Source organism: Lewinellaceae bacterium (genome assembly GCA_020636105.1).
Classification (GTDB): Bacteria; Bacteroidota; Bacteroidia; order Chitinophagales; family Saprospiraceae; genus BCD1.
Genome location: JACJYL010000001.1, coordinates 828,535 through 849,020, shown reverse-complemented (window position 1 = coordinate 849,020; position 20,486 = coordinate 828,535). Strand labels below are relative to the sequence as shown.

17 protein-coding genes are annotated in these 20,486 nt (G+C 38.9%); all 17 read left to right on the top strand.

Annotated elements, in window-relative coordinates:
* Nucleotide 1 precedes the first annotated feature (1 nt).
* The 17 genes from H6571_03075 (at nucleotide 2) to H6571_02995 (ending at nucleotide 20,472) form a co-directional block, all read left to right on the top strand.
* Nucleotides 2–988 carry a Gfo/Idh/MocA family oxidoreductase gene (locus H6571_03075; GenBank protein MCB9322700.1) on the top strand — a complete coding sequence of 329 codons (987 nt, stop codon included), beginning with the start codon at nucleotides 2–4 and terminating at the stop codon, nucleotides 986–988.
* A complete protein-coding gene (locus H6571_03070; GenBank protein ID MCB9322699.1) occupies nucleotides 988–1,812 on the top strand; it encodes an SDR family oxidoreductase in 825 nt (274 codons plus the stop codon). The genes H6571_03075 and H6571_03070 overlap by 1 nt, the downstream gene beginning before the upstream one ends.
* Before the next feature lie 38 nt (nucleotides 1,813–1,850).
* A complete protein-coding gene (locus tag H6571_03065; protein MCB9322698.1) occupies nucleotides 1,851–3,428 on the top strand; it encodes a hypothetical protein in 1,578 nt (525 codons plus the stop codon).
* Between the two features lie 3 nt (nucleotides 3,429–3,431).
* A complete protein-coding gene (locus H6571_03060; protein MCB9322697.1) occupies nucleotides 3,432–4,916 on the top strand; it encodes a hypothetical protein in 1,485 nt (494 codons plus the stop codon).
* On the top strand, nucleotides 4,897–5,451 hold the full coding sequence (locus tag H6571_03055) for an acyltransferase (GenBank protein MCB9322696.1): 555 nt from the start codon (nucleotides 4,897–4,899) through the stop codon (nucleotides 5,449–5,451). Before H6571_03060 ends, H6571_03055 begins: the two co-directional genes overlap by 20 nt.
* Before the next feature lie 96 nt (nucleotides 5,452–5,547).
* Nucleotides 5,548–6,579 carry a glycosyltransferase gene (locus tag H6571_03050; GenBank protein ID MCB9322695.1) on the top strand — a complete coding sequence of 344 codons (1,032 nt, stop codon included), beginning with the start codon at nucleotides 5,548–5,550 and terminating at the stop codon, nucleotides 6,577–6,579.
* A gap of 10 nt (nucleotides 6,580–6,589) precedes the next feature.
* Nucleotides 6,590–7,789: a hypothetical protein gene (locus tag H6571_03045; GenBank protein MCB9322694.1), complete on the top strand. Its 1,200-nt coding sequence runs from the start codon at nucleotides 6,590–6,592 to the stop codon at nucleotides 7,787–7,789.
* A 6-nt stretch (nucleotides 7,790–7,795) separates the two neighbouring features.
* Complete coding sequence (locus H6571_03040; GenBank protein ID MCB9322693.1) at nucleotides 7,796–8,965, top strand: glycosyltransferase family 4 protein; 1,170 nt, start codon at nucleotides 7,796–7,798, stop codon at nucleotides 8,963–8,965.
* Between the two features lie 331 nt (nucleotides 8,966–9,296).
* Entirely contained in the window at nucleotides 9,297–10,259 is a 963-nt protein-coding gene (locus H6571_03035) for an O-antigen ligase family protein (protein ID MCB9322692.1), read from the top strand.
* Nucleotides 10,259–11,386, top strand: a complete 1,128-nt coding sequence (locus tag H6571_03030) for a glycosyltransferase family 4 protein (protein MCB9322691.1) — start codon at nucleotides 10,259–10,261, stop codon at nucleotides 11,384–11,386. The genes H6571_03035 and H6571_03030 overlap by 1 nt, the downstream gene beginning before the upstream one ends.
* A gap of 11 nt (nucleotides 11,387–11,397) precedes the next feature.
* On the top strand, nucleotides 11,398–13,518 hold the full coding sequence (locus H6571_03025) for a bi-domain-containing oxidoreductase (protein MCB9322690.1): 2,121 nt from the start codon (nucleotides 11,398–11,400) through the stop codon (nucleotides 13,516–13,518).
* Nucleotides 13,519–13,569: 51 nt separating this feature from the next.
* Nucleotides 13,570–14,658, top strand: coding sequence for a UDP-N-acetylglucosamine 2-epimerase (non-hydrolyzing) (gene wecB / locus H6571_03020; protein ID MCB9322689.1), 1,089 nt, complete (start codon nucleotides 13,570–13,572; stop codon nucleotides 14,656–14,658).
* Between the two features lie 215 nt (nucleotides 14,659–14,873).
* Nucleotides 14,874–16,442 carry an alginate lyase family protein gene (locus H6571_03015; GenBank protein ID MCB9322688.1) on the top strand — a complete coding sequence of 523 codons (1,569 nt, stop codon included), beginning with the start codon at nucleotides 14,874–14,876 and terminating at the stop codon, nucleotides 16,440–16,442.
* Nucleotides 16,443–17,633: a glycosyltransferase family 4 protein gene (locus tag H6571_03010; GenBank protein ID MCB9322687.1), complete on the top strand. Its 1,191-nt coding sequence runs from the start codon at nucleotides 16,443–16,445 to the stop codon at nucleotides 17,631–17,633.
* 10 nt (nucleotides 17,634–17,643) lie between these two features.
* Complete coding sequence (locus H6571_03005; GenBank protein ID MCB9322686.1) at nucleotides 17,644–18,561, top strand: NAD-dependent epimerase/dehydratase family protein; 918 nt, start codon at nucleotides 17,644–17,646, stop codon at nucleotides 18,559–18,561.
* Nucleotides 18,562–18,567: 6 nt separating this feature from the next.
* The gene (locus H6571_03000) at nucleotides 18,568–19,782 is read left to right on the top strand and encodes a polysaccharide biosynthesis protein (GenBank protein ID MCB9322685.1); all 1,215 of its coding nucleotides are present in this window, start codon (nucleotides 18,568–18,570) and stop codon (nucleotides 19,780–19,782) included.
* 9 nt (nucleotides 19,783–19,791) lie between these two features.
* Nucleotides 19,792–20,472, top strand: a complete 681-nt coding sequence (locus H6571_02995) for a sugar transferase (protein ID MCB9322684.1) — start codon at nucleotides 19,792–19,794, stop codon at nucleotides 20,470–20,472.
* Nucleotides 20,473–20,486 lie beyond the last annotated feature (14 nt).

Below are 20,486 nucleotides of genomic sequence, written 5' to 3'. Positions count from 1 at the left end.
TTTGAAGGATAAACCAATAGTGATAATTGGCGGGGGATCCATTGGCCAACGACACATTAAAAACCTGCAGTCGTTGGGTTTTTCCAATATCTTTTGTCTCAAGAGAGCCGCTGACCCCGCGTTTGAAACAAAATTTCAAGTTGAAGTGCTCACGGATTACCGTGAATTGGAGCATATTCAGCCCTGGGCGGTTTTTATTTGTAACCCTACTTCCCTTCATGTGGAAAGCCTCGAAATCGCTGTCCGCAACGGAGCGCATATTTTTATGGAAAAACCTCTGATCCATAACGAGGAAGGACTTCAAAAGGCGCGATCCATAATGGAAGGATATGATAAGGTGTTTTTTATTGGCTTTATGTTGCGGTTTCATCCACTGGTAAAAGCATTGAAAGGAATTATTGAGGAAGGAGAACTGGGTGATGTTTATTCGGCCCGCTTTGAATTTGGAAGTTATTTGCCGTATTGGCATCCCTGGGAAGACTATAAAATTTCCTATGCATCCAATAACGCGCTGGGAGGTGGAGTGATCAACACCATAACCCATGAATTGGATTTGGTGCAGTACTTTTTCGGAAAACCTGAAAGTGTTATGACTCATAAAACAAACCTTCATAAACTGGATATTGAAGTGGAGGAGCTTTTTGAAGGTATTCTAATTTATAACAATAAATTAGTTACACTGCACCTTGATTATCTTCAAAAAGATTACGATCGAAGGATTCGGATGCTGTTTGATGAAGGAAGCGTTACCTGGAACTGGCATGAAAATGAGCTGGTGGTCAAAAAACATAAATCTGAGATAAAGAAAATTGAGCTGAAAGACTTTGAGGTGAACCAATTGTATATTGATGAGTTAAAATCTTTTTTTGAATTGATTGAAAAAGGGAATATTCACCATAGCCTCGATAAAAGCCATGCTTTTGAAAACACATCAATAACATTAGCTTTGCATCAATCTTCGGACACCCATAAAAACGTAAAAATTTAATGGAATTAGTTAATCGGTTATTTAACCTGACCGGAAGGAACATTATCATAGCAGGAGGAGCCGGTCAAATAGGATTTGCCTTTGTGGAAATACTTCTGGATGCCGGGGCCACGATCATCATTGCGGATATAGATACACAAATGGCGGAGGAAAAGTGTGATGCTTCGGCCATTGCCCTCCAAAATAAATCACGTGTTTTTATCAAAAAAGCAGATGTTTCCGACGGGGCTGGGCTCGATGATTTCTACAGCGAATTGGAAAAGGAGTTTGGAACAATATACGGCCTGGTAAATGTCTTTCACTTTAAAGGAAACACGCGCAAACTCGATACTTCCTCCAATTTTTTTGCCGGATTTGAGCATTATCCTGAGGAGGCCTGGGATCTGGTGCACGATATTAATTTAAAGGGAAGTTTTCTGATGAGCCAAAAAGCGTTGCCCTTGATTGAAAAGCACGGGAAAGGCGTTATTGTCAATATCTCATCCACTTATGGATTGGTCAGTGCCAATAAAAATATTTACGGAGATTCAGGGATTAATTCTCCGGTAGCGTATGCGACTTCAAAGGCCGCATTACTCAATCTGACCCGGTACATGGCCACTCACCTGGCCGATAAAAATATCAGGGTCAACAGTTTAAGTCCCGGGGGCGTCTTTAACAACCAGTCTGAAGAGTTTTTGACCAATTACACCAACCTGACCCCTTTAAAAAGGATGGCTGTTCCTGAGGATTACCAGGGCGCAATTCTCTACTTAATGTCCGATGCCTCCTCTTATATGACAGGAGCCAACCTGGTAGTGGATGGAGGCTGGACAGCCTGGTAATATCTAAGTTTTTTTTTTTCTAAATGCCTTTTCTGAATATGTCGATCAAAAAAATTAAATCCTTTTATAAGTCCATAACGACCAATTATTTATTGAAAAGGTTTTTTGCTGCGAGCGGTAAAGAAATTGGAAATGGCAAAAAGATATTAATTTATGCCGGGATTGGTCACATGTACATCAGTTATTTCGAAATTTTAATGTATCATTTGCTGAAGCGGGAAGGCTATGAGGTGGATTACCTCATTTACGATGAACATATTCGCAGCAACGAGGTAATCACCAAGGAAGTCATTCAAAAAAGTGGAAAAATTAAGTTTTGGAATCGCAGTGTAAAAAATGCAGTGAGTTTGCTTAAAAGGGCAAAAGTCGATTTTGAATTTATTGATGCAAAAGACAAGGATATAGCAGCGGAAATAGAAACACTGGGGGGGAATCTGGATAATATTTTTGCTTTTGAAAAGGACGGAATTCGGATAGGTGAGATGGTGAAAGGAACCATGTACAGGTATTACAAAAGCCTCACCTTTGATGATGATGCCTTACAGGTGGGAAAGGATTTTTTGCATACCGCGCTGGTCAATTATTACGAAATTGCCAAAAGAACAGGCGCCAAAAAATATGATTACGTCCTGTTCTCCCATGGAATATATGTTACCTGGGAGCCCGTCATGGAATATTGCAAAAAAGAAAATATTGATTTCATTTCCTACGATCGGGCAAAAACTAAAAATACGGTTAATATTAATTTTAACCAGGTGGCTCCGGACTGGAGCTTTGACCAGGCCTGGGAGAGATTTTCCGACAGAAGGCTGACCTCTGAAGAAGAGCGCCTGGTAGAAAAATATTTAAAAGACCGGGAACTGCAATCCAATGACGTTTATTCCTACAATTTTTCCGAGCGGGAAAATGATATTCGAGAATTGAAGACCATGTTGAAAATCCCTTTGGATACAAGGGTAATAACGGTTTTTACCAATTTAATCTGGGACGCAGCCAATGTGGCCCGGGATTTGGCATTTGAAAGTGCTTTTGAATGTCTGACCCATACTATTGAACACTACAAAAACAGGGAAGATGTACATGTTGTCCTAAGAGCTCATCCTGCTGAAAAAGTATTGGGAACCAAAGAAAGGTACGGCGATCTTCTGAGACAATATTACGGCAACGATTTCCCACAAAACGTTACCATTATTGATCCTGAAATGGCCATTAATTCTTTTTCGGTAATTGATATTTCTGATATTGGAGTGGTTAATACCTCTACCATTGGACTGGAATTTGCCTTATCCGGGAAACCTGTACTTTTGATTTCCGAAACCCATTACAGAAATAAGGGATTTACTTTTGATGTGAATTCCCGAAAGGAATATTTTTCCGTTATGGAAGATTTGTTGATGAATCCGAAATTAAAGGATAGCCAAATTGACCTGGCCAGGAAATATTTTTTCATAATGATGTTTAAATATCAGCATAAAACCCCGTTGTTATACGAAAACGGCGTTTTTAGAAGATATTCCTATGGAACGCTGAACAAGGCCGCCGAAGATCCTGTGCTAAAAAATATGCTTGCTCGCATTAGGGAAGGAAAAAATATTGATTTTGTCAACTGGGAATAATCCGTGAAAATTTTACTCAAATTATTCTCACTTAAACTGATTGCTTCGATATTAGGTTTGGTTTATTCCATATTTCAGGTGCGCTATTTTGGAGCGTCCAGGACTATTGAAATTTATTTCGCCGCCCAAAGCCTGGTTTACCTGGTCACCTCTTTAACACAAAGCGGGCAACTGGCGGAGGTTTTTCTTCCGGAATACCACAAGCTAAACATAAAAAAACAGGATTCGGGATATGATGCCTTAAATGTGGTGATCAACCGTATGATGATTTATGGAAGCCTGTTAATTTTTGCGGTTTTTATTTTCGCTCCCTTTTTCGTAAACATTTTAGTCCCGGGATTTGACCGGCCAGACAAGAATTTGGCAACCCTGATGTTCAGGGTATTACTGCCATACCTGTATTTGCAATTGATGAATTCTTTTTTTATTACGGTCCTGAACGCGGAGAAAAAATTTGGCAGAGCAGAATTGCTTGGCCTGACCAATAGTGTGGTCAATATTTTGTCCCTGGTCCTATTATTTGACATCCTGGGCATTTGGGCCTTAGTAGTCTCCCTTTTACTGGGAAAGATAATCGAATTCGTTTTTTATTTTTACCAGTTATTTTTGAATGGATATAGATATAAGCCTTTATTAAAGACAGAAGGATTTGACCATCAATCTTTTTTTCAAACCATGCGCAGCACTTTTATGTATGTCGGGGCGACTCAAATATACAGTTTTGTGCTGACGGCCAGTATCTCTTTTTTACCAGAAGGGGTATTCGCAGTTTTTAAATATGTTCAAAATTTAGCCAATAAAATCAGCGGACTTTTTGTCCAGCCGTTTCTCACCATATTTTTTACGGCCTATTCCAATTTATTGCATGGAGCCAAGGCGGTTTCCAGGACTTTTTCGAATAATATTCTAAGCTTGATTAATGTCAATGTAATCACCATAATTGGATCCGTATTGGTAGGCGATCTCATTATCGATTATATTTGGGGAGGTAAAAAATTTGGAAGTGAAGATGTTCAGTTGGCCTATGTTTTTTTATTATTCAATGTATTGGCAATATTGATCAATAGTTTGGGAAGCATTTACCGGAAAATGGCAGTGGCGCATGGGATGGCTAAATCCCTCTATTCATTCTGGGTCATCGCTCAGTTGCTCTCGGCAGGATTTTCATACCTCCTGATCAGGTTTTTTCAAACAAACGGGTTGTTTTTTATCATTCCCATCAATGCGTTTTTATTGGGTATTACGAGCTTTTTAATGTATAAAACGACAGCAGATTCCGAGAAATTCAACTTTTATAATCATCGTACTTTAATCGGTTTTGGCTTGGTGGGCATGGCAGTGGCCCTGAAATATGTTCTCCCACGATATTTGCAGGTTCAAAATCTGCACCTTTTGAATTTCGCCTTTTTTATTTTGGTCTTTTTAATGTCTCTGTATCCTATATTTTCCACCTTTAAAGTATTAAAACATGAAGAAAATATTAGTTAGTCTTTATGTTGTTTATAAAAGCGCCATGGAATATTTGATCCGGGAATGGTTAATGTTTGTCCCTTTTCATGCTTTCCGGAAAGCCTTGATAAAAATGCAGTTTAACAGCGTAGGAAAAAATACGAACTTTTTGATCGGGGTGGAATTTCGCAATCCTAAAAATATTTCTATAGGATCCAATTCCGTAGTAAATAAAAAAGTGTTATTGGATGGACGTGGGGGAAAATTAGTCATCGGAAACAACGTAGACATTGCCCAGGAAACCAATATCTGGACCTTGGAACATGATGTACACAGTGATGTTCATGCAGATAAGGGAGGAGATGTTATCATAGAGGATTATGTTTGGATTGCTTCCAGAGTGACTATTTTGCCAGGAGTGAAAGTGGGGAGGGGAGCGGTCATTGCCACTAATTCGGTCGTTACAAAAGACGTGGAAGCCATGACGATTGTTGGTGGAATCCCGGCAAAGCCTATTGGAACGCGAAAAAGCAAATTGCACTATTCTCTAAATTATCAGCCCTGGTTCAGGTAATGGAAGGAAAGATCACGATAGCCTGTTTACCGGTGGCGGGAAAGGAGAATCCTTACCAGTTTTTGATGATTTTTCTAAATGAACTTTTTATTTTTAATGACTAAAAAAGATATCGGAATTTACCCCTGGGTAGAGAATGAGGAGGAAAAAGGTGATACCCATCAGATTTTATTTAAAGCAGAGCTACAAAAAAAAGGGTATCATGTTAAAAAATTAATTTATAAAAAGGGCTTCCCAATTTCTAACGCGATTAATCAGCAGATTGATGTGTTAATATTAGATTGGGTTCATTCATTTTATACTTCCCCTAGATTTTTTTTCACTGTAATTAAAAGCATTTTGGGTATAATAGATTTGGCCACTTTTGATAAGAAAGGGATTGTAATTATATGGAACATGCATAATTTAAGTCGTCATGATGGAAAATATAAAGTCATTGAAAGATTTTGTTTTAAATATTTAGCCCGAAAAGTAAATTTTATAAGAGTCTTTGATAAATCTCATGTTCAGAAAGTTGCTAAGTATCTCAACATAGGAATCGAAAAAATTATCTTTATTCCCCAAGGGCCATATTTTTTTAAGGAAAGAACAAAAGTAAATTTAAATGACAGATATAGGATCCCAACCTCAAAACGCATTCTACTTTTTTTTGGAAATGTAAGAAAAGGAAAAGGCATTATGGAGTTTATAAAATCATTCCTTGAGGTAAAATCGGAGAAATGGGTTTTATTGATTGCTGGAAAATCCATCGAACAAGACTTGAGTGGGGGAATTAAAGACCATGCAAATTCAAATGAAAATATTATTTTCGATGATCGATTTATACCAGATTCTGAAGTTGAGTGCTATTTTCAGCAAACTGATCGGCTCGTTTTGCCTTATATAAATACTTTAAACTCGGGAGTTTTATTATTGGCAAAGGCCTTTGGCACCCCCGTATTGGCAAATGAAAATTTTCATGAATTGGTTTCAGGAAATGACATGGTGGGGGATCTTTTTGACCCAAGAGTATTGTCCCAATTGCTCGACTTGATATCATTCCCAACGGGAAAAGAAGCTATTTTCTCAAACAATACCATTTATTCATGGGAAGAGGTGATAAGTGATTTTGAAAAATTATTCAATTGATCAAATCAAGATGAGAATAATTATTGTAGCACCAGATGTTACTGATACAGGGCTAGCGGCTTCTTTTAGGATAAGTGTGATTATTGAATCCTTATTGCGAGAAGGTCATTCTATTTTGCTTTTCACCTCAACTCTGCCCGTAAAAAAAGAGCTAACCTCCAATAGCAGTTTGGAAGTTGTTCATGTAGTAAATAATCGTCAAGCAAATTTTTTTAATAAGGGTTTTAGTAAATTATTTGGGATACCGGATCCAATGGTTTTTTGGGCTCTTAAAGTTTTTTTACGGATTTTAAATAATAGGCGACAATTAAAAGAAATTGACTTTTGTCTATTGTCTTCCCCTCCACATAGTTTACATATTATCGGTCTTTTGTGTAAACGGATTTTAGGTATACCTTTTTTTTCTGATTTTCGTGATGATTGGATGGGGAGTCATCGATTGAACCATTTAACAAAATTACACAAATATTTTTCAGCATTGGTTGAGAAAAAAGTTATTAATGAAGCTTTAGCTGTTTTTTGTGCCATCCCTGTAGTTGCTAAAGATTTTTCCCAAAAGTTTAAGGAAAATTCAGATAAAATTTTTGTTTTCACAAATGGTTTTAAAGCCTCTTTTAGGGAAAAGCTTTTAATGGGAAATTATGGTGAAAGTTATTCAGCCCGAACGATTGTTTATTGTGGAGGTGGATACAAGGGATTTGTAACAAAAAAAATCAATAAGCTGGCCTCCGAAATACAAGCTTTGGGGTTGAGCAGTTATTGGCAAATCGTTACTGCAGGACCAAATATTGAAGTATTTCCTGAGAATAGAAAGGTTTGGAAACATTATGGTTTGGTGAGCCCCGAACGAGTAGAAGAATTAATGGTAAAAGCATCGGTGCATCTATCACTTTTACCGGAGGAGGATTTAATAGACTCACGCGTAATTCCCCTGAAAATGTATTCACAGGTTGCAACGAAGGGATCTATTATATTTATTGGGAATAGAGGTGTGACAAATGAAGTATTTAATAACCAGCCAGGTGTGTTTTTTCTTACCATAAATGAATGGAATGAATTGATGCCATTTATTGTTAAAAACCAAAATATTTTGACCGCTAAATATGAAAGAAATGTTGATGAATTTGATTATTTAAATATCATGTCTGACATGATTAAAGTAATTGGAGGTTATTTTGAAAATTCAAAATTTTTGTCTTCAAAAAAATAATATCGGTTGTTAAATTTAAAGAAATCGGAATTTTTTTCAATTGTTATTTGGATGAACATGCCTTCACATCATCAGCAGGCATTTTTTGAAGCGCTGGGAAATCGAAATCGTATAAAATTACAAATTCGGTTTTATGATAAAGTATCAATGAGTCGAATAAAATTGGGATGGGATAATCATAGTACATTACCTGAAAATCAATCTTATATTCCTAATAGAAATGTAATGGATGCTTTAGGAACTATTTCCAACTGGAAAAAATGTGTTCATATTGTACCGGGCTTTTCCCATCCTTTTTTAAAGGAATTACTGGCTATTTTAATCGAGAAAGATGTCAATTGGATTCATTGGAGTGAACGCAGTGGTAAACCATTTTCTAAATTATTAAACTACAATTATTCTCTTGTAAAACTTATTTACCCCATTTTTTTATGGATTAAAGGCTATTATTCTTATTCAAAAAAAATTAATAAATACGGACTAGGTTCATTTGCTGTAAGTTCATTAGCCTATAATGATTTTATTCTTTGGGGAGTGAAATCAGAGAAAATCAGACTGTTAAATTATTCACTAAAGCCGCTAATTGATCTTCCTACATTGAAATTTGATTCGTTTATTGAAAAAAACAAACAGGTTAAATATTTTATTTACGTAGGATCTTTAACCAAACATAAGGGGATTGAGCCTTTATTAAGGTCTTTTTCGAGACTTAAAAATTCGGAGGGGTGGATGTTGATATTAGTAGGGGATGATCATTCAAATGGTTATTATAAAAAACTTACCGATGCCTTAAAACTAAAATCAAAGGTTTACTTTACAGGAGCTGTAAATCATAAAAAGGTCCTCGAATATATAAACAGTGCTCATATTTTAATTTTGCCAACATTGTTTGATGGTTGGGGGGCAGTATTAAATGAGGCAGCTTCATTAAGTAAACCTTTAATCTCAACCGACCAGTGTGGTGCAGCATTTCATTTAATCGAGCAAAATAAAAATGGTTTTAGGGTAAAAGCAAATTCAGTAAAAAGTTTAACAATTGCTATGCAATTCTATATTGATAATCCTGATTTAATTGGGCTTCATGGGAAAAAATCATTGGAATTATTTCAAAAAAATTCACCTGAAGAAACAGCCAAAAAATTTGAAGAAAATATTCTTGAACTTTTAGCAATTTAAATGTGTGACCATTGTTTCTAATATTAAAATGAACCTTTGCCTTGAGTAAGCATGAACCAATCATTTTTCAATCTTTTTTAAATTTGGAATTATCACTTTGAGTCTTATCCTAACTCATCGAAAGAAGCCAAGTCGATTCTATGCAAGTGTTTTGGCTTTATACCTTGTATTAAGTGTAGTAAATTGGTTGCCTTTCATTGATAATAATCTGGTAAGATTTTTTAAATATTTTACTTACGTTTTTATTTTTTTGTATGAGGTAAATCATTTTAAAATTCGTTACCCATCTAATTACCTATCTGTTATTGGATTGATATTGATATTACTTTCAATGATTCCAGGATTGGTTTTGTCCATGGATTTTAATGCATTAATTGATATTTTTATTCCATTTACAGTGATCTGGATTTTAAATTATAAAAAAGAATTCTATTATGATGTTTTGTATCGGGCCTCTCTAACCGTGGCTATAATTTGTTTTCTGAGTATTTTTTCCGCTTTTACAGGAATAATGGATTTTCAGGCAAATGGACCATGGTTTTCAAGTTTTTCTGCTGCAGGATTTGGAGGGTATCCAACAGGGTATTCGAACTCACTTTTTTTATTTATTCCTTTTATTGTTTACAAGTATAGAATTGCGAATAGAAAAATCATATCAAAGGAGACTGTAATTATTTTGATTATTATTTCCGCACAATATATAAGTGGTGGAAGAGCAGGACTTTTAGCCTCTTTGTTTGTTATTTTTATTGGTTTTCGAGCGTCATTTATTCTTAAAGTCTTTCTGATAATACTTATTGCATTTGCTTTTCAGTCTGAAAATGTTCAAAGACATTTTAGAATCACAAATGCAGGAAAAAACAGATATGAAAGAAATTTGGATGAAATTTCTTCAGGAAGGCTTTATCTGGATAAGTATTATTATGAAAAATTTTTAAAAAGACCATTGTTTGGATATGGTTTTGGCGAAAAGGAAGAAATGGAATTAAGCCTTGATGCACATATTATTTGGCTGAGGAATGTAGTTGATGGGGGATTAATTTATTTCTTTTTCTTGTTATATTTCTTTATTGAAATTTTTAAAAAAATACGAAATAATTTCACATTGAAAAGAGAAGAAAGGAAGTTTTTCTATATCCTCTTTTTTTCAACATTGATAATTACCTTTCTTGAGCCAAATTACTTAATTGGGTCAGTTCAGGGCGAATTTGTTTATTGGTTTTTGATAAGTTTGTTATTAAAAAGAGAACGAACTATCAGTAATCCAAGTTTGAATGAAAAAATGCTTTCATAGTGAAGATTGGAATAGATGCAACAAATATAAAGGCAGGTGGAGGGTTGGTACATTTGAAAAAAATTCTTGAAAATAACCCTCCTTCAAACATTGAAATTTCAGTGATCGGAGGAAAATGGCTTGATGCAATTTCTAACAAAATATGGTTAACGAAGGTTATTTTTTTGAAGCCATTTGCTTCACTATTGACACAGGAATTTTTTAAAAGAACTCGATTACCCAAAATATTAAATAAAACCGATATCATTTTTGTGCCTGGAGGAACTTTCAGTACAAAAAAAAGGCCATATGTAAGTATGTCGCAAAATATGTTGGTTTTTGAGAAAGATGAACGAGATCGATTCCCAATTTCCTTTAATTGGGTGAGATATATTATTTTGGAAAGACTCCAATTACGATCTTTTGAAAGTGCAGCTGGAATTATTTTTATTTCAAATTATGCTAAGAATTATATTTTAAGCAAATATCCAAGACTGGCTAGTATAAAATCCACTGTAATCTATCATGGAATATCAAATGAATTTCGAGCTAAGCCCAAAACACAAAATAGAATAGAGGCCTATAGTGAGGCAATACCATTTAAGTTACTTTATGTTTCAATAATAAATTTTTATAAACATCAATGGAATGTAATTGAGGCTGTAAAACGGTTGCGTTCTGAACATTTTCCAATTCAATTAGACTTGATTGGCCCTATGTACGAACCAGCCAGAATGCGATTCCAGGAATCTATTGAGGGTTCTGAAGATTTTATAAACTATATTGGGCGAGTTGATTACGATCAGATTTCTAATAAATATAAAGAGGCTGATTTATTTGTTTTTGCTTCATCTTGTGAAAATATGCCTAATATTTTGGTAGAAGCAATGTCTGCAGGGTTACCAATTTTATGTTCAAACTTCGGCCCTATGCCAGAAATTTTAAAGGATGGAGGAGATTATATGGATCCGACTAATGTAGACTCAATTTATTTGGGAATCAAAAAATTATTAAATGATCCTAATAGACGAGAAGTAATAGCTAAAAAAGCATATCATATTGCAGAAACGTTTGCTTGGGAAAAATCGGCCCAGGAAACATTTGATTTTATTGAACACATTTATCGTTCTAACAGTGAGGGAAAATAAAACACCAATCAGTGAAGCAAATCATCCAAGACCTTAAAAAAGGAGATACCATTTTGGTGGAAGTGCCGGTGCCGCTGGTTAAACCAGGATATATTCTGGTGAAAACGAGCCGGAGCCTGGTTTCTTTAGGGACCGAACGAATGTTGGTGGAATTCGGGAAAGCCAATTTTTTGCAAAAGGCCCGCCAGCAACCTGAGCGGGTAAAAATGGTGTTGGACAAGGCTAAAACTGACGGGCTGAAGCCTACCATAGAGGCTGTCTTCAATAAATTAAATCAACCGCTGTCCATGGGGTATTGTAATGCAGGGGTGGTGGTGGCTGTTGGCAAAGGGGTGGAGGAATTTAAGGTAGGAGATCGCGTGGCCTCCAACGGGCCTCATGCCGAATATGTACTGGTACCCAAAAACCTGGCGGCGAAAGTACCGGATAATGTTTCGGATGAAGCAGCGGCTTTTTCAGTCATTGGCGCCATCGGATTGCAGGGAATAAGGTTGCTTCAACCTACCTTCGGCGAAACGATCGTGGTTGTTGGATTGGGACTAATTGGCCTGGTTACAGCAGAGTTACTGAAGGCCAATGGCTGTAATGTGATCGGCTTTGATATTGACCCTGAAAAACTCAAAATCGCCGAATCCAAAGGCATTTTGGCCATCAACCCGTCGAAGGGCACGGATCCTGTCAAATTTGTGAACCTGGCAACCCAAGGCGAAGGAGCGGATGGGGTGATCATTACCGCTTCTTCCAAAAGCAATGACATCATTGCCCAATCGGCTCAGATGTGCCGTAAACGGGGTAGGGTAGTGCTCATTGGCGTGATCGGACTCAACCTGAATCGGGCTGATTTTTATGAAAAGGAAATCACTTTCCAGGTATCCTGTTCTTATGGTCCCGGTAGATATGATGAATCCTATGAAGCAAAAGGCCAGGATTATCCAATTGGATTTGTCCGGTGGACTGAAAAAAGAAATTTTGAAGCAGTACTGAACGCCATTTCTACGGGAAGACTTGATGTACAGCCATTGATAACCCATAGGCTGCCGTTGTCGGAGTACAAAACGGTTTATGACAATATGACCGGGTCCGAAGCGATAGCGACCCTCCTTATTTATGAAAGTCATGAACCTCCTCGTTCAACCATAGAACTTTCCTCCAGGTCGTTTGAAGGTGAAAAAGGAGTGGTGGGCATTGTAGGGGCTGGAAATTTCACGAGTTCGACGGTTTTGCCTCAATTGAAAAAACTGGGGGTGGATGTTAAATACATAGCAAGTTTAGGCGGGCTGTCGTCCACTATTCTTGCTAAACGATTTGGCATCAAATATTCCACTTCAGATTATAAAGAAATCTTACTTGATGATGAAGTCGATCTGGTTTTTATCACGACTAAGCATAATTTACATGCCTCCATGGTCGTCGAATCGCTCAGTGCAGGTAAAAGTGTTTTTGTCGAAAAACCCCTGGCATTGACCGAAGCAGAATTATCGAAGATCATTTCCGTTTACCAGGAGCAACAGGCTACTTTAACCGTTGGTTACAACAGGAGATTTGCACCTTTGGCCCAAAAAATGAAACATTTACTGGGAGAGGATCAATTACCCCAAAATATCGTTGCCACTATGAATGCCGGCTTTATCCCGCCAGGTGTTTGGGTTCATGATATGGAAGTAGGTGGCGGGCGAATTATTGGAGAGGCGTGTCATTACATAGATCTCTGCACCTATTTGTCAGGCAGTAAAGTCAAAGCCGTTTGTATGAATGCCATGGGAATGAATCCGGAGGAAAATACGGACAATGCCAGTATTTTATTGAAATATGAAAACGGCACCAATGCGGTCATCAATTATTTTGGAAATGGCAGTAAAGCTTATGCAAAGGAACGCGTTGAGGTCTATTCCCAGGAACGCACCCTGGTGATGGACAATTGGCGCAAACTCAAAGCTTACGGTTTCAAGCGGGGATCCGATGCCTCCGGGAAACAGGACAAGGGCCATTTGAACCAGTTTAAATCATTGATAGAGCGCCAGAAAAAAGGAGGAGCCGCCATCATCCCCTTTGAAGAGATAGTCAACACCACCAAGGCATCCTTTGCCGCAGTAGAATCCCTTCGGCAGGGAGGATGGATAGAAATCCATTAAGCGCAGGTTTAAATTTTTCCCAAAAGCGCTGATTCCGAACAAAATAAAACAATGAGTTTGATAAAGTTAGATATTATCGCCGGAGCGAGGCCGAATTTCATGAAAATCGCCCCCATCATCGATGCCCTTAAGGATGTTGAAGACAGGATCAAATACCGTTTAATCCACACCGGCCAGCATTACGATGAAAGGATGTCGGGCAGCTTTTTTAAAGAACTGGGCATTCCTTCCCCTCATGTAAACCTGGGGGTCGGATCCGGGACTCAGGCCGAACAAACAGCGAAGATCATGATTGGATATGAGGCTTTGTTATCCGAAGCATTGGCCGATTGTTGTTTGGTGGTGGGAGATGTCACCTCTACGATGGCTTGTTCCATAGTCGCTAAAAAAATGGGCTTGAAAGTAATCCATGTTGAAGGCGGCATTCGTTCCTATGACCTCTCGATGCCTGAAGAGATAAATCGCATGGTTACCGATTCGATTACGGATATTTTTTACACGACTTCCCTGGTGGCCAACGAAAATTTAAGGCGTCTGGGACATCCAGAAGAAAAAATCCGCTATGTGGGCAATACGATGATCGACACCCTGTTAAAACATATGGCCCGGTTTCGGAAACCGGAGATTTGGTTTGAATTAAACCTGCAGCCCAAAGCCTATTTTGTCATGACTTTACATCGTCCGGCTAATGTGGACGAAGAAAATAAGCTTAAAGCATTAATTGACGAAGTCGTCCATGGCGCGCTCGGAATGCCGGTAGTTTTTCCCGTCCATCCCCGGACCGCCAAAATATTAAAACAACTCGGCATACAGGCCAAGAATCTTTACATGATTGAACCATTGGGTTATCTTGAATTTAATTACCTGGTGAAACATGCTTTTGCGGTCATAACCGATTCAGGAGGCATCACGGAGGAAACTACCGTAATGAAGGTGCCCTGTATGACCTTGCGGGATAATACCGAACGTCCGGAAACAATTTCTTTGGGGACCAACGAACTGGTGGGTACGGCTCCGGAAAACATTGCCCCTTTTATGGCAAAATTGCATAGCGGTAGCTGGAAAAAGGGTGAAATTCCGGAATTATGGGATGGTAAAACAGGGATCCGTATTGTAAAAGATTTATTATCGGGGAAATAACCCCTTAGGTGAGTGAACTTAAAGCATTTTCAATTCTGGATAAGTAAGAAGACAAAATTGGGTAACCATTATATTGAGATGAATTTTTGTCTCAAACAAGCCTGCCCCGTATACAAAGTGTCGGGGGCAAAAAACGCAGGCATAGCCATAACTACGGCGAGTATTTTTAACGCAGGATGAGGCAAAAAGTCACTCAAAATAATAAGTTATTTAGTTTGTCCTCTTACTTTCATACGGTCAAATACCTGAAAGTCAAACAGGTTTTCTACAGGTTTTATTACCGATTGAGGAAGATGATCTATGAACCGAATTATTCGAAAACGCTTCCCAAAACCATGGCTTCTTTGGTCTGGAAAAATGACCTCATTTATCCCGATAGTTATCTCGGCAACCAAACCTTTTCCTTTTTAAACATAAAACATAAGTTTTCGAATTCCATCGATTGGAATATCGACCAGTATGGAAAGTTATGGACTTACCAGTTGAATTATTTTGATTTTTTGAATCAACAATCAATAACCCCGGCTGAAGGGCTTGGGCTGATCAGGGATTATATCAAAAATGATCCCGATTTGAAGGATGGAAAGGATCCTTATCCAATATCTTTAAGAGCCATAAACTGGATCAAATTTTTATCCGGGAATGGAGTGTCGGATGAGGCGATTAATCGGGTCTTATTCCAACATTATCAAATATTGCGGCATCACCTGGAATACCATTTAATGGGCAACCATTTACTGGAAAACGGCTTCTCCCTCTTTTTTGGAGCCTGTTTTTTTAAGGATAATCACCTGTTTAATACTGCCAGGAAATTATTGAAAACAGAATTGGCGGAGCAGATTTTAAACGATGGCGGCCATTTTGAGCGCTCGCCCATGTATCATCAGCTTCTTTTGCACCGACTATTGGATTGTCTAAATCTTTCGAAAATCAACCATTGGCCGGCAGATAGAGCCCTGGTGGAATTTTTAGAAAAGAAAGCAATAGCTATGCTCTCCTGGTTGTCGGCCATCACCTATAAAAACGGGGACATTCCACTGGTCAAGGACAGTGCTTTTGACATTGCATTTTCCTCAGATGTTTTATTCAGGTATGCAGGAACTCTGGGGTTGAGCTGGGGAAAAAGTACCCTTTCTGATTCCGGATACCGAAAATTGGAGATGGAAAATTATGAACTGTTTGTAGATATAGGATCTGTTGCTCCTGCCTATCAGCCCGGCCACGCGCATGCAGATACCTTTAGCTTTGAATTACGTGTCAATCAAAACCAGGTATTCGTGGATCCCGGCGTGTCCACTTATGAGGATAATTTTATCAGGCAAAGGGAACGATCCACCGCTTATCACAATACGGTGACGGTGGGAAATATGAATTCATCCCAGGTTTGGGGAAGTTTTAGAGTAGCCAAAAGGGCGAAAGTGAAAGGGATAAAAGATGAGCCGCATTGTGTTGCTGCAAAACACAATGGGTTTAAATCTGTGAATATTTCACACCAAAGGACTTTTCAAGTGAATAATGAAGTATTGTTGATTGAGGACCTTCTTGAAGGACCTCCGGTTCCGGGTAAGGCCCATTTTCACCTTCATCCTGATTGTGAAATCAGGATTGCCCAAGACAGCAACATTGTTTTCCTTGGCCATTGCTCCATTCATTTTGAAGGAGCCACCGAAATAGCTCAGGAAAACTATGAATATCCGTTGGGGTTTAATAAACGTGTTCGGGCCCGGAAAATCACGGTTGCATTTAACCAAAGATTGTCCTCAGAAATAAAATTCGGTTCTTAAATGAAAATCCTGTATTTCTATCAATATTTTTCCACTCCCAATGGTTCCTGGGGAACCAGGGTTTATGAGTTTGCGCGGGAATGGGTGGCCATGGGGCATGAAGTTACGGTGGTCACCAGCATTTACTCAAAAAGTGATTTACAGGCTGAGCGGTTCGTTGAAAACCAGATGTTTGACGGGGTGAAAGTCAAAGTATTGAATATTAAGATTGACAATAAACAACCTTTCCTGAAAAGGATTTGGACGTTTCTTGCGTATAGTGTTGTATCCTCCTGGTATGCATTAACCGAGCCGGCAGATGTGGTGATCGCCTCTTCCGGACCTATTACCGTTGGGCTTCCCGGGTTGGTCAGCCGTTATTTCAGAGGCAGAACGCTGGTTTTTGAAACCCGGGACCTTTGGCCTGAGGGCGCCATTGAATTAGGCATTATAAATAATTGGTTTTTAAAAAAAGCAGCCTATGCCTTTGAGCGGCTTTGTTACCGGGCATCTTCCCTCGTGGTCAGTCTTTCACCGGGCATGAAATCCTATATCGAACAAAAGCATGGGCACAAGAATGTTATTTCGGTAACCAATGCCGCTAATATTGCTCTTTTTTCAAAGAAAGTTGAATGGAAAGAAAAGCGGTTCAAACCCGGAAAATATGCTGTTTATACCGGGAATATCGGTCGGGTCAATAATTCGCGCTGGCTGTATGAGGCAGCCAGGGCACTTAAAGAACTTGGTCGGGATGATATAAAAATAATCCTTATTGGGGAAGGCCAGGAAAGAGAGCTATTGGAGACTATGGCCAATAGCGAAGGAGTCGATAATTTTATCAGGCTGGGGCTGATGCCTAAAAAGGATCTGGTGGCTTATGTACAACATGCAATGGTTTCTTTGGTGCCTTTGAAAGGAACTCCGGTGTTAAATACCTCTTCTCCGAATAAATTTTTTGAATCCCTTGCAGCGGGGATTCCAGTTGTACAAAATACAACAGGCTGGATGAAGGATTTTTTGTTGGAAAATGAAGTCGGTTTTACCGTGAATCCTGATGATCCCCAGGAGTTGGCGGCCCTGCTTATTGAGCTGGACGCCAATCCGGAAAAACTTAAAACGATGGGACAACAGGCGGCAGCCATAGCTCGTACCGAATTTGATAAGGATGTGTTGGCCCTAAAAATGTTGAATGCCCTTGAGCAACTTCTCTGATTCCGGCAAAATGACCTTCCTGCTAACCGGGGCGACCGGTTTTTTAGGGAAATCCTTTGGGGCTGAACTGAACAAAAATCATTCAGTGATTACGCTAGGCAGATCGGCCCATAATGACATTATTTGTGATTTGAGCGAAAATATACCCCGGTTTCCATCCGGAATAGATTGCGTGGTTCACAATGCCGGAAAAGCCCATGTTTTGCCTTCAGGCGAGGCAGAAGCCCAAAGTTTTTTCGATGTTAACACAACAGGCACTTTAAATTTATTGAAAGGGTTGGATCTGTTGGTGGTTAAACCCAAAGGATTTATATTTGTGAGTACCGTGGCGGTTTATGGTTTGGAGGAAGGGAGGTCCATTACTGAGGATTCCCCATTGGCCGGTAATACTCCTTACGCTTTAAGTAAGATTCAGGCGGAAAAAGCAATATCGGGCTGGTGTGCAAAACATAAGGTAAATTGTGTCATTTTGAGGCTTCCTCTTGTCGCAGGAAAGGCTGCGCCGGGAAATTTGGCTTCGATATACCGTGCCATAAAAAAAGGATATTATTTTAAGATAACAGGGAATGAAGCCCGAAAGAGCATGGTGCTGGATCAGGACATTGCCAGGTTGATCCCTGGTTTAGCGACCCAAAATGGGGTGTATCATCTCACCGACGACCAGGATCCTTTTTTTGGAGAAGTAGAGGATGCCATAGCGTTTGGGTTAGGAAAAACATTGCGGTTTTCATTGCCAATCCATTGGGTAAAAACTTTGGCCAGGGTGGGAGACTTTTTAACCAAATATAAAATACCTGCCCCCCTGAATAGCCGGAAACTCTTGAAGATCACTACTTCACTGACTTTTAGTTGTGCCAAAGCAAAAAGGGAAATAGGGTGGAATCCTCATCCTGTATTGCCTTTCATTCGATCAAATTATAAGCCTTAAGAAAGTATGCATTTTATAGACCTGGATCGTTTTATCTCCAAGTATGTTACCGAAAGAGAAAAGAGCCTTTTTGAGCAGGATTTGAATCATTATCACGATGTTTTAAGTGATCGTATAAATAATGCCAGTATTCTGGTGATTGGCGGAGCAGGAACTATAGGCAGTTCATTTATCAAAGCCATGTTGCATTTTCATCCGTCACGATTGTATGTGGTGGATATCAATGAAAATGCCTTAACGGAACTGACCAGGGACCTTAGGAGCAGCTATCATTTAAACATTCCGGAGGACTATAAGACTTATCCCATGAATATGGGCGATGCCGTTTTTGAAAAATTGTTCAGGCAAACCGGACCGTTTGACATTGTAGCTAATTTTGCCGCTCACAAACATGTTAGAAGTGAAAAAGATCCCTATTCCATCCAGGCCATGATTGAAAACAATGTTTTCAATGCAAAAAAGCTCCTGGACCTGCTGCTGGAACGGCCTCCAAAACATTTCTTCTGCGTTTCAACGGATAAAGCAGCCAACCCTGTTAATGTCATGGGGGCCAGTAAAAAATTGATGGAAGAGGTCATCATGTCATATTCCGGAAAAATTCCAATCACCACGGCACGTTTTGCCAATGTCGCTTTTTCCAACGGGAGTCTTCTTTTCGGATTTCTCCAAAGGTATATGAATCGCCAGCCTTTTTCCGCTCCTACTGATATCAAAAGATACTTTCTTTCTCCCCGGGAGTCGGGGCAATTGTGTATGCTGGCCTGCGTTTTAGGAGCCTCGGGGGATATTTTTTTTCCTAAACTTTCCACGGAGACGATGAAGGATTTTGCAGAAATTGGCACCCGGCTCCTGGACGAATTGGGGTTTGTCCCTGATTATTGCCGGGATGAACAGGAAGCCCGTGAAAAAGCCTTAAATCTTTCTGCAGGAAGTGTAAATTATCCAGTTTACTATTTTAAATCCGATACCTCAGGAGAAAAACCTTTTGAAGAATTTTATACAGAAGAAGAAACATTGGATCTGGATCATTTTGAAAAACTCGGAGTGATCAAAAGACTGAAATCCATTTCCCTTGATGAAATAGAAAAGATATTTGAAAAATTGCATGCTTTGTTTTCCAGGGAAACCATAGAAAAAAAGGAGGTGATAACGCTACTAACGGAGATCCTTCCTACCTTTAATCACATGGAAAAAGGAAAAAGTCTTGATCAAAAAATGTGATGGAACACTATGTATATTTTTTTTAAGCGTCTATTGGATTTGATTTTGGCAGGAATAAGCATGATTATTCTCATGCCCCTGTTTTTATTGGTTGCCCTGATTTTAAGATTTACCGCTGAAGGAGAAGTATTTTATTTTCAAAAAAGGGTAGGGTGGAAAAACAAACCATTTGATATATGGAAATTTGCCACCATGATGAAAAACAGTGCGAAAATAGGAACAGGAACCATTACCCTTCGTAACGATCCCAGGGTAACTCCTTTTGGCCGGTATTTGCGAATGAGCAAAATCAATGAATTGCCTCAGATTGTCAATGTCCTGAAAGGAGATTTAAGCATTGTTGGCCCCCGCCCGCTGGATGATAAGGCATTTTTGGCTTACCCTGAAGCTATGCAATCCTTGGTTTACCAATCCAAACCCGGCATTACCGGCATAGGCTCCATCATCTTCCGGGATGAAGAACGCATTATTTCGACCTCTGATTTATCCCCCCAGGAATGTTACGCCACCCACATCGCTCCCTATAAAGGCGCTCTTGAGCTGTGGTATCTTGAAAATGCCTCATTGGCTACGGATATAAAATTGATCTTCCTGACGGCCTGGGTGATCTTTTTCCCAGGAAGTGATCTCGTTTTTCGAATATTTAAAGATCTTCCGAAAAAACCGGAGGCTCTTCAAATTTATAAATGATCATTTTAAATTTT

What these genes read in the sequence shown, in the direction of transcription:
- H6571_03070 (MCB9322699.1), top strand. Translation starts at nt 988, where the DNA reads ATGGAATTAGTTAATCGGTTATTTAACCTGACCGGAAGGAACATTATC.
- H6571_03065 (MCB9322698.1), top strand. Translation starts at nt 1,851, where the DNA reads ATGTCGATCAAAAAAATTAAATCCTTTTATAAGTCCATAACGACCAAT.
- H6571_03055 (MCB9322696.1), top strand. Translation starts at nt 4,897, where the DNA reads ATGAAGAAAATATTAGTTAGTCTTTATGTTGTTTATAAAAGCGCCATG.
- H6571_03050 (MCB9322695.1), top strand. Translation starts at nt 5,548, where the DNA reads ATGACTAAAAAAGATATCGGAATTTACCCCTGGGTAGAGAATGAGGAG.
- H6571_03045 (MCB9322694.1), top strand. Translation starts at nt 6,590, where the DNA reads ATGAGAATAATTATTGTAGCACCAGATGTTACTGATACAGGGCTAGCG.
- H6571_03035 (MCB9322692.1), top strand. Translation starts at nt 9,297, where the DNA reads ATGATTCCAGGATTGGTTTTGTCCATGGATTTTAATGCATTAATTGAT.
- wecB (MCB9322689.1), top strand. Translation starts at nt 13,570, where the DNA reads ATGAGTTTGATAAAGTTAGATATTATCGCCGGAGCGAGGCCGAATTTC.
- H6571_03010 (MCB9322687.1), top strand. Translation starts at nt 16,443, where the DNA reads ATGAAAATCCTGTATTTCTATCAATATTTTTCCACTCCCAATGGTTCC.
- H6571_03005 (MCB9322686.1), top strand. Translation starts at nt 17,644, where the DNA reads ATGACCTTCCTGCTAACCGGGGCGACCGGTTTTTTAGGGAAATCCTTT.
- H6571_03000 (MCB9322685.1), top strand. Translation starts at nt 18,568, where the DNA reads ATGCATTTTATAGACCTGGATCGTTTTATCTCCAAGTATGTTACCGAA.
- H6571_02995 (MCB9322684.1), top strand. Translation starts at nt 19,792, where the DNA reads ATGTATATTTTTTTTAAGCGTCTATTGGATTTGATTTTGGCAGGAATA.